This window comes from Tepidiforma sp. (assembly GCF_034433535.1).
Classification (GTDB): Bacteria; Chloroflexota; Dehalococcoidia; order Tepidiformales; family Tepidiformaceae; genus Tepidiforma.
The window spans coordinates 1-8,049 of the sequence record NZ_DAOUAO010000186.1 but is presented as its reverse complement, the minus strand read 5'-3'; the positions used below and the strand labels follow the sequence as shown (position 1 = coordinate 8,049).

The following is an 8,049-nucleotide window of genomic DNA, read 5'->3' as shown; positions in this document are numbered from 1 at the left end:
CTGGCGCTCGCGCACCGGCGACGGCGCCGGCGGCGACCTGCTCGCCCAGCTGACGGCGGTGGTGGGGTCCGATGTCGCCCGGGAGGCGTGCGCGCCGGTCCTCGAGGAGGTGCTCCGGGGCAGGCAGGCCAGCTTCGAGCACACCTGCACGGGGGCGAACGGCGAGCCGCTCGAGGTATGCGCACGGCGCCTCAACGCAGGCGGGGCGGGCATGACGGTGGTGAGCGTGCGACCGGTGCGGGAAGCGGATGGCGCTTATCGGCGGCTCTTCGACCACGCGCCGGACATTATCTTTTCCCTGGACCGGGAGGCGCGGGTAGCGGCGCTCAACCGCGAGGGCTACCGGGTGACCGGCTACACGCCGGGGGAGGTGCTGGGCCAGCCGATCGCGAAGTTCGTCGCACCGGAGCACCTGCCGCGGGCGGCGAGCGCGCTCCAGACCATCTGGGCGGGCGGGAGCGTGCCGCGGCTTGAGCTGGAGCTCGTGTTCAAGGACGGGCGGCGCGGCTGGTTCGAGATGCGCGGCTACACGGTGGTCGAAGACGGGCAGGTGGTGGGAACCACCCACATCGCGCGCGACATCACCGAGCGGCGGGCGCTGGCCGAGGCGCGCGAGCTGCTGTCGCAGGCGGCCGCCGCGGCGCCGATCGTGATCTGGGCAGTCGATATGGAGGGGCGCTACACGCTGCTCGAGGGCGGGGCACTGGCAGAGTACGGGCTGCGGGCCGGCGAGCTGGTGGGACAATCGATCTTCGAGTTCCAGGCCGAACGCCCCGAAATCATCGAGCAGGTGCGGCGCGGGCTGGCGGGCGAGGCATTTTCGGCGCTCGGTCGCTGGCAGGACACGACCTGGGAGGCGCGCTACGTGCCGCTGCGCGATGCCGGGGGCCGGCAGGTGGGGCTGATGGCGGTGGTGCTCGATATCACCGAGCGGATGCGCACGGCCGAAGCCCAGGCGCGGGCCGACAAGATGGAGGCGCTGAGCATCCTGGCCGGCGGGGTCGCGCACGATTTCAACAACCTGCTGGTCGGGGTGCTGGGCAACGCTTCGCTGGCGCTGCTGGAGCTGGAGCAGGGGCACCCGGCGCGGCCCGCCGTCGCGGAGATCGAAGCCGCGGCCCGGCGGCTGGCCGACCTGACCCGCCAGATGCTGGCGTTTTCGGGGCGGGGGCAGTTTGTGCGCGGCGAGCTGGATATCAACGCGGTCGCGCAGGCGGCCATCCGGGGGCGGCAGCGGCAGCGCGGCGTGCGGGTGCGGCTGATCCCGGGGCAGGGGCTGCCGCTGGTGATCGGCGATGCGGGGCAGCTGCGCCTGGCGATCGCGGCGCTGGTGGAGAACGCGGTCGAGGCCTCGCCCGAGGGCGGCCGGGTGACGGTCACGACCCGCGCCGTCGAGGCGACGGCGGCAGAGTTCGCGCGCGCCCAGCCCATCCGCCCTGCGACGGGCCGGTACGTGGTGGTAGAGGTGACCGACGCCGGCGAAGGGATTGCGCCGGAGCTCCTGGAGCGCATCTTCGAGCCGTTCTTCACCACGCGCTTTACCGGGCGGGGGCTCGGGCTGCCGGCGGCGGCCGGGGTGGCACGGGGGCACGGCGGCTGCATCGTCGCCGAATCGGCGCCGGGGCGGGGAAGCCGCTTCCGGCTGTACCTGCCGGCGGCGGCAGCGGATTCGCCCTCGTGACGGATTTCACACGGATTTCATGGACACGGCGGCCGGCCGGCCGGAGCCGGGCCGTATACTCAGGCGGGTAGAGGGGTCCCGCCTGATGCGCACCGTGTTCCTGGTTACCCGGCATGCCGATGTCGCCCGGCTGGGCAGCGACCTGGAGCGCGCGGGCTTCAACGCCCCGGTGATCGCCCCGGAGCGGCTGGCCTCGGATGAGCTGCAGAACCGGGTAGACGTGGCGGTCCTGGATTTCCGGGATATCCCCCCGGCGGCCTTTTCGATCATCGCGACCGCCTACGGCGAAAACGGCGTGGTCATGCTCGCGATTGTGACGCCCGAGCAGCTCGACCGGGTAAGCGCGGACCTTCCAGTGGACGACTTCGTGCTGCTGACGGCGCCGGCGGAGGAGCTGGCGCGGCGGATCGAACGGGCGCTCTGGCGGAAGCACGGGGTCGATACCGAGAACTGCATCCGCTGCGGGGCGCTCGCAATCGACCTGACGAACTACCGCGTGACGGTCGACGACGAGCCGGTGGTGCTGACCTTCAAGGAGTACGAACTGCTGCGCTTCCTGGCGATGAACGCGGGGCGGGTGTTCACGCGCGAGCAGCTGCTCAACCGGGTGTGGGGCTACGACTACTTCGGCGGGGCGCGGACGGTGGACGTCCACATCCGGCGGATCCGCGCCAAGATCGAAGTGAACGGGCACGCGTTCATTGAAACGGTGCGCAACGTCGGCTACCGGTTGGTGGCCGACGCGCGCAAGGCCCCAGGCGAGCAGGCGGGCGGCTAGAGCGGCTCGTCGCACTCCTGGCGGACGATGTCCTCGAAGGTTTCACGGCGGGCGATGAGGCGGGCTTCGCCGTCCTTCCAGAGGACCTGGGCGGCCCGGCCGAGGGAGACGTAGTTGGAGGACATGGCCGCCCCGTAGGCGCCGGCATCGTGGAGAACGACGAGGTCGCCGGGCTCGGGCCGGGGCAGGTCGCGCGGCTGGAGGAGCTCCTGGTCGTCGCGGGTGAAGACGTCGCCGCTTTCGCAGAGGGGGCCGGCGACGACGAACGGCTTGGGGTCGCGGCCGGCGCCGCGGCCGACGATGGAGATGCGGTGGTAGGAGCCGTACATGGCGGGGCGGATGAGGTCGTTGAAGCCGGCGTCGCACATGATGAACTGGTGGCCGGGGCCTTTTTCGTTGGTGCGGGTGGCCTTCACATCGGTGACCCGGGCGACGAGGAGGGCCATGCCGGCGACCGGGTAGCGGCCGGGCTCGATTTCGATGCCGATCGGGCGCTCGGCGGCGGCCGAGAGCTGCCGGACGCCCTCGGCGAGAATGGCGCCGTACTCCTCGAGCGGGTAGGCGGGCGCGCCGGGTCGATAGGGGTGGGGGATGCCTCCGCCAAGGTTGACGGCGGTGACATCCGGGTAGTGGGGCAGCAGGTGGGCGAAGAGCGCGATGAGCTTCTTCATGTTCTCATCGAACTCGCGGATCTGCGGGCCGGTGCCGACGTGGGCGTGGAGGGTGACGACGGGGAAGCCGGCCTCATCGGCGAGGCGCTTCGCGGCGAGGTGGTCTTCGTACCAGATGCCGTGCTTGGAGGAGGGCCCGCCGGTATCGCAGGCCTGGACGTGGCCGTGGCCGAATCCGGGGTTGATGCGCATGGCGATGGGGCCGCGGTAGCCGGCCCCGGCGAGCTCGCGGATCATGCCGGGGGAGCCGACATTGGGGAGGATGCCCTCTTCGAGGACGACGCGGAGGGCGTTATCGCGGAAGACATCGGCGGTGTACATCACGACGGGCGGCTGGTGGCCCATGGGGAAGCCGGCGGCCTTCGCGCGGAGCACTTCGTTGCCGCTGACGGCGTCGATCCAGAGGCCGTGGCGGCGGGCCGTTTCGAGCACCGGCCGGGCGGGGTTCGCCTTGACGGCGTAGCGGCAGTGGAGGCCGGGGCCCGCGGTGAGCGCGGCCAGCTCGGCGAATTTCTTCTCCATGATGGCGGCGTCGTACAAGTAGAAGGGCGTGCCGACCTTGGCGGCGAGCGCTTCGAGGGGGTACTGGGCAGGGTCCATGCTGGCGAGTCTAGCAGCGGGCGGAGTCAGGCGCGCTTCGGGCTGCGGCGGCCAGGGCCCGGGCGGGCGCTGCGCCGCTGGAGGCGCCTGCGGATGGCATGGGGCTCGACGGTGAGGAGCCCGCGGCCGCTCATCGGCATGCGGCGCCGCCGGGCTTCGAGCTTGCGTGCGCGCTCTTCCCAGCCCATCAGCGCTCCCCTGCCGGGTCGCGGGCGGGGGCGCCGTCGTGGTGGCGCTCATGGAGGCTGGCGAGGTGCTGCTCGAGGTGTTCGAGCTGGCGGCGGAGGTCGTCCATGCGGCGGTCGAGGTCGTTGAGGCGCTCCCATTCGGGGTCGGGGAGGCGCTGGATGGCTCCGTTGGAATCATCGTGGAAGGCGACGATGTGGCCGGGGACGCCGACGACCGTCGCGTTCGGCGGGACGTTGGTGACGACGACGCTGCCGGCGCCGATGCGGACGTTTTCGCCGATTTCGACCGCGCCGATGACCTTGGCGCCGGCCCCCACGGTGACGCGGTCGCGCAGGGTGGGGTGGCGCTTGACGCGGCGGGTGCTGGTGCCGCCAAGGGTGACGCCCTGGTAGAGGGTGACGTCGTCGCCGATCTCGGTCGTTTCGCCAATGACGACGCCCATGCCGTGGTCGATGAAGAAGCGGCGGCCGATGCGGGCGCCGGGGTGGATTTCGATGCCGGTGAAGAAGCGGGCGAGGTGCATGATGCCGCGCGGCAGGAGGGGGACACCGCGCCGGTGGAGGGCGTGGGCGAGGCGGTGGGCGAGCCGGGCGTGGAAGCCGGGGTAGAAGAGGACGACCTCGAGGGGGGAGCGCGCGGCCGGGTCGCGCTCCATGGCGGCGCGGATATCGTCGCGGATCTCGGCGAGGACGCCCATGCCGATCACCTTACGGCATTGGCGGTGCGGTGTGCGCGCGGGGGATGGCGCGGTTCAGGGGCGGCCGGCCCGGTTGAGGCTCTCGGCGGCGGCGAGGGCGGGTTCGCGGACGCGTTCAGCCTCGAGGCGGTCCATCTGCATCTGCACGTTGAGGGGGTAGACGCCGGTGAAGCAGGCGTTGCAGAGGTCGTTCGGGTCCTGGCCGGTGGCGCGGTTGAGGCCATCGAGGCTGAGGTAGCCGAGGGAATCGGCGCCGATGTGCTGGCGGATCTCTTCGATCGAGTGGTTGGCGGCGATGAGCTCGGCTTTGGTGGCCATATCGACGCCGAGGAAACAGGGCGAAACGATCGGCGGGGTGGTGATGCGCATGTGGACCTCGCGGGCGCCAGCCCGGCGGAGGAGGGCGATGACGCGCGGGGTGGTGGTGCCGCGCACGATGCTGTCATCGACGAGGACGACGCGGCGGCCGGCGAGGACATCGCTGAGGGCGTTGAACTTGAGGCTGACGCCGGCCTCGCGGATGCGCTGGTCGGGCTGGATGAACGTGCGGCCGACGTAGCGGTTCTTGACGAGCCCTTCGCGGTAGGGGATGCCGGAAGCGCGGGCGTAGCCGATGGCGGCCGGGGTGGCGGAATCGGGCACGCCGATGACGATGTCGGCTTCGACCGGGTGCTCCTCGGCGAGGATGGCGCCCATGGCTTCACGGGCGGGGTAGACAAGTTGCCCGCCAATCCGGGAATCGGGGCGGGCAAAGTAGGTGTATTCGAAGGTGCAGATCGCCCGTTTCCGGGCCGGGGCGACGGGGAAAAAGCTCGCGCAGCCCTCGGCATCGATCATGAGGACTTCGCCGGGCTGGATTTCGCGCTCCATCTGGAGGCCGAGGTGTTCGAGCGCGCAGGATTCGGAGGCGATGACCCAGCCGCTGTTGATGCGGCCGATGCAGAGCGGGCGGACGCCCATCGGGTCGCGCATAGCGAAGAGGCGGTCGCGGGTCATGATGACGACGCTGTAGGCGCCTTCGAGCCGGCGCATCACGTAGTGGAAGCGCTCTTCCCAGCGCTGGCCGGGTGCGATGGCGAAGAGGTGGGCGATGACTTCGGAATCGGCGGTGGATTCGAAGGCGATGCCCTGGGCCTCGAGGTCCTCGCGGAGGATATCGACGTTGGTGAGGTTGCCGTTGTGGGCGAGGGCGATCGGCTCGCCGGTCAGGCGATCGTGGACGACGATCGGCTGGGCGTTGCAGGCGAGCGAGCCGCCGGCGGTGGAATAGCGGGTGTGGCCGATGGCGATGTGGCCCTTGAGGTAGGCGAGGTCTTCTTCGTCGAAGACCTGGGCAACGAGGCCCATGCCGGTGCGGAGGGAGAAGTCTTCCCCGTTGCTGGTGGCGATGCCGGCGCTTTCCTGGCCCCGGTGCTGGAGGGCATACAGCCCGTAGAAGGTAAGCCGTGCGACGTCATCGCCGGGGCTGTAGACCCCAAAGACGCCGCAGGCCTCGCGCGGGTTATCGCTTTCGGGCAGCAATCCCCTCCGGCCCTCCTGCTGTATCGGCTACTTCCGAGTATACGGGGTGGAGGTGGGAGATGGGAGGTTGGAGGTGGAGACCGTCGCCGGCCGAAGGGTCGGGGCCAACGAGGGTGCGGCCGAAGGATGAGCGGAGCTCGGGGCGGCTGATGCCGGACCGGCCAGCAGGGGCCGGGTCCAACCTTCCGCCTCCAACCTCCCACCTCGGGGCTAGGAGGGCTTGCGGACGGCGCCGGGGATGCCGTTGGGGTCGATGCGCATGCCGTAAAGCTCCTGGTTGTGGCTGTGGGCGAGCTGGTGGAGGTTGAACACGGCGAGCATCGCCTGCCACTGGCCCTGCGCCTCGAGGGTCTGGTTGACCGCCTCCTTGGCCAGCTTGAGGGCGAAGGAGGGCTTCTGCGCGATCTTCTCGGCCAGCGAGAGGGTGAACGATTCGAGCTCTTCGCGCGGGACGACGTGGTTCACCATGCCGAGGCGGTGGGCCTCCTGGGCGCTGATCCAGTCGGCGGTGAAGAGCATCTCCTTCGCCTTGCGGGCACCAAGCTCCCACGGGTGGGCGAAGTATTCGACGCCGCAGACGCCCATCTGGACGACGGGGTCGGAGAACTGGGCGTCATCGCTGGCGACGATGAGGTCGCAGACCCAGGCGAGCATGAGGCCGCCGGCGATGCACTTGCCCTGCACCTGGGCGATGGTGGGCTTGGGGATGTTGCGCCAGCGGCGGCACATGCCGAGGTAGATTTCCTCCTCGACGGCCATGTAGCCCTCGGCGCCCTTCTTGCCGAATTCGCGCCAGGTGCCGACCACGGGGTAGTCGGAAAGGGGCTTGCCGCCGCCGCGGAGGTCGTGGCCGGCGGAGAAGTGCGGCCCGGCGCCGGCGAGGATGATGACTTTCACGGACTCATCGGCGGCGGCGTAATCGAAGGCGGCGTTGAGGTCGTAGGTGAGCTGGTAGTTCTGGGCGTTGCGCGCCTCGGGGCGGTTCTGGGTGATGCGGGCAACCCCGGGTAGCGGGGTTTCGTAGAGGACGGTTTCGAATTCGGGCACGGGCGGACCTCCGGCGACGCCAGGGCTGGCGGATCTGCCGGGATTCTACCGCCCCATCCGAATCCTGTGTTGGGCGTCCGAATGCCTCCCGCGGGCGGCTGGTCAGCCGACTTTCGCCCAGGCCTGCACCTTCTCTTCGAAGCGGACGCGGACAGCGCGGCGGGCCTCGCCGACGAATTCGGCCAGCTCATCGAGGCGGGCCTCGCAGTAGGCGAGGGCCGACTCGATGCTGGTCACGTCGTCGCTTTCGGCGGCTTCGAGGAAGAGGGCGGAGGCGAGCACGCCGGGGTCGCGCACGATGGCTTCGCGGGCGGCGAGGGGCGTTTCGAGGGGGCGCTGGTAGATGCGCGAGAGCTGGCGCAGCAGCGGGTCGGTGAGCATACCGGCCCTCCCGTGGGCTAGGACTGGCGGGCGACTTCCTCGCGCGGGGGCTTCAGTTTGCTGTAGCAGTTCGAGCAATAGACGGGGCGCTCACCGCGGGGCACGAAGGGGACCTCCGTCATCTGACCGCACTCCGCGCAGGATGCGGGGTGCATCTGCCGCGGGGTCTTGCCGCCGAAGCTGGCGAAGTTGCCGTAACGGACGTAGCCGTCGGCGGCTTCGAGCGAGTTCTGGCTGGAGCGGCGGGCGGAGCGGCAGGCGGGGCAGCGGGTCGGTTCGTTCATCAGCCCTTTGTTGGCGTAGAACTCCTGCTCCCCGGCGGTGAAGACGAAGTTGGTGCCGCAATCGCGGCAGCTGATCTGCTTATCGGCAAACGCCAAGATGAACTCCTGGATTCCGCACCATGCGGGTCTCGTATTCATGGTAGCAGAGGAGGTGGGAGGTTGGAGCGGGGAGCCGGGAACCGGGAGCGGGGAGCCGGGAG

The 8,049-nt window shown here is 70.3% G+C and carries 9 protein-coding genes; 2 read left to right on the top strand and 7 right to left on the bottom strand.

Translation table 11 applies throughout. From position 1 onward, the window contains the following. Positions 1-1,681 (top strand): PAS domain-containing protein (locus VAE46_RS09685; protein WP_322796731.1); only part of this gene is annotated, 1,681 nt, incomplete at its 5' end. A gap of 85 nt (positions 1,682-1,766) precedes the next feature. Beyond that, entirely contained in the window at positions 1,767-2,459 is a 693-nt protein-coding gene (locus VAE46_RS09680; RefSeq protein WP_322796730.1) for a response regulator transcription factor, read from the top strand. On the opposite strand, the gene lysA is transcribed toward VAE46_RS09680, so the two are convergent. The 7 genes from lysA to VAE46_RS09645 form a co-directional block, all read right to left on the bottom strand. Next, complete coding sequence (gene lysA, locus VAE46_RS09675) at positions 2,456-3,730, bottom strand: diaminopimelate decarboxylase (RefSeq protein ID WP_322796729.1); 1,275 nt, start codon at positions 3,728-3,730, stop codon at positions 2,456-2,458. The two genes, VAE46_RS09680 and lysA, sit on opposite strands and share 4 nt — an antisense overlap. A 26-nt stretch (positions 3,731-3,756) precedes the next feature. Beyond that, entirely contained in the window at positions 3,757-3,918 is a 162-nt protein-coding gene (locus VAE46_RS09670) for a hypothetical protein (RefSeq protein WP_322796728.1), read from the bottom strand. Further along, positions 3,918-4,616, bottom strand: coding sequence for a serine O-acetyltransferase (cysE, locus tag VAE46_RS09665; RefSeq protein ID WP_322796727.1), 699 nt, complete (start codon positions 4,614-4,616; stop codon positions 3,918-3,920). The genes VAE46_RS09670 and cysE overlap by 1 nt, the downstream gene beginning before the upstream one ends. A gap of 54 nt (positions 4,617-4,670) precedes the next feature. Further along, complete coding sequence (purF, locus tag VAE46_RS09660) at positions 4,671-6,134, bottom strand: amidophosphoribosyltransferase (RefSeq protein ID WP_416223960.1); 1,464 nt, start codon at positions 6,132-6,134, stop codon at positions 4,671-4,673. Between the two features lie 213 nt (positions 6,135-6,347). Then, a complete protein-coding gene (locus tag VAE46_RS09655) occupies positions 6,348-7,184 on the bottom strand; it encodes an enoyl-CoA hydratase (protein WP_322796725.1) in 837 nt (278 codons plus the stop codon). 102 nt (positions 7,185-7,286) lie between these two features. Further along, on the bottom strand, positions 7,287-7,565 hold the full coding sequence (locus VAE46_RS09650) for a hypothetical protein (protein WP_322796724.1): 279 nt from the start codon (positions 7,563-7,565) through the stop codon (positions 7,287-7,289). A gap of 17 nt (positions 7,566-7,582) precedes the next feature. Next, positions 7,583-7,945: a zinc-ribbon domain containing protein gene (locus VAE46_RS09645; RefSeq protein ID WP_322796723.1), complete on the bottom strand. Its 363-nt coding sequence runs from the start codon at positions 7,943-7,945 to the stop codon at positions 7,583-7,585. Positions 7,946-8,049 lie beyond the last annotated feature (104 nt).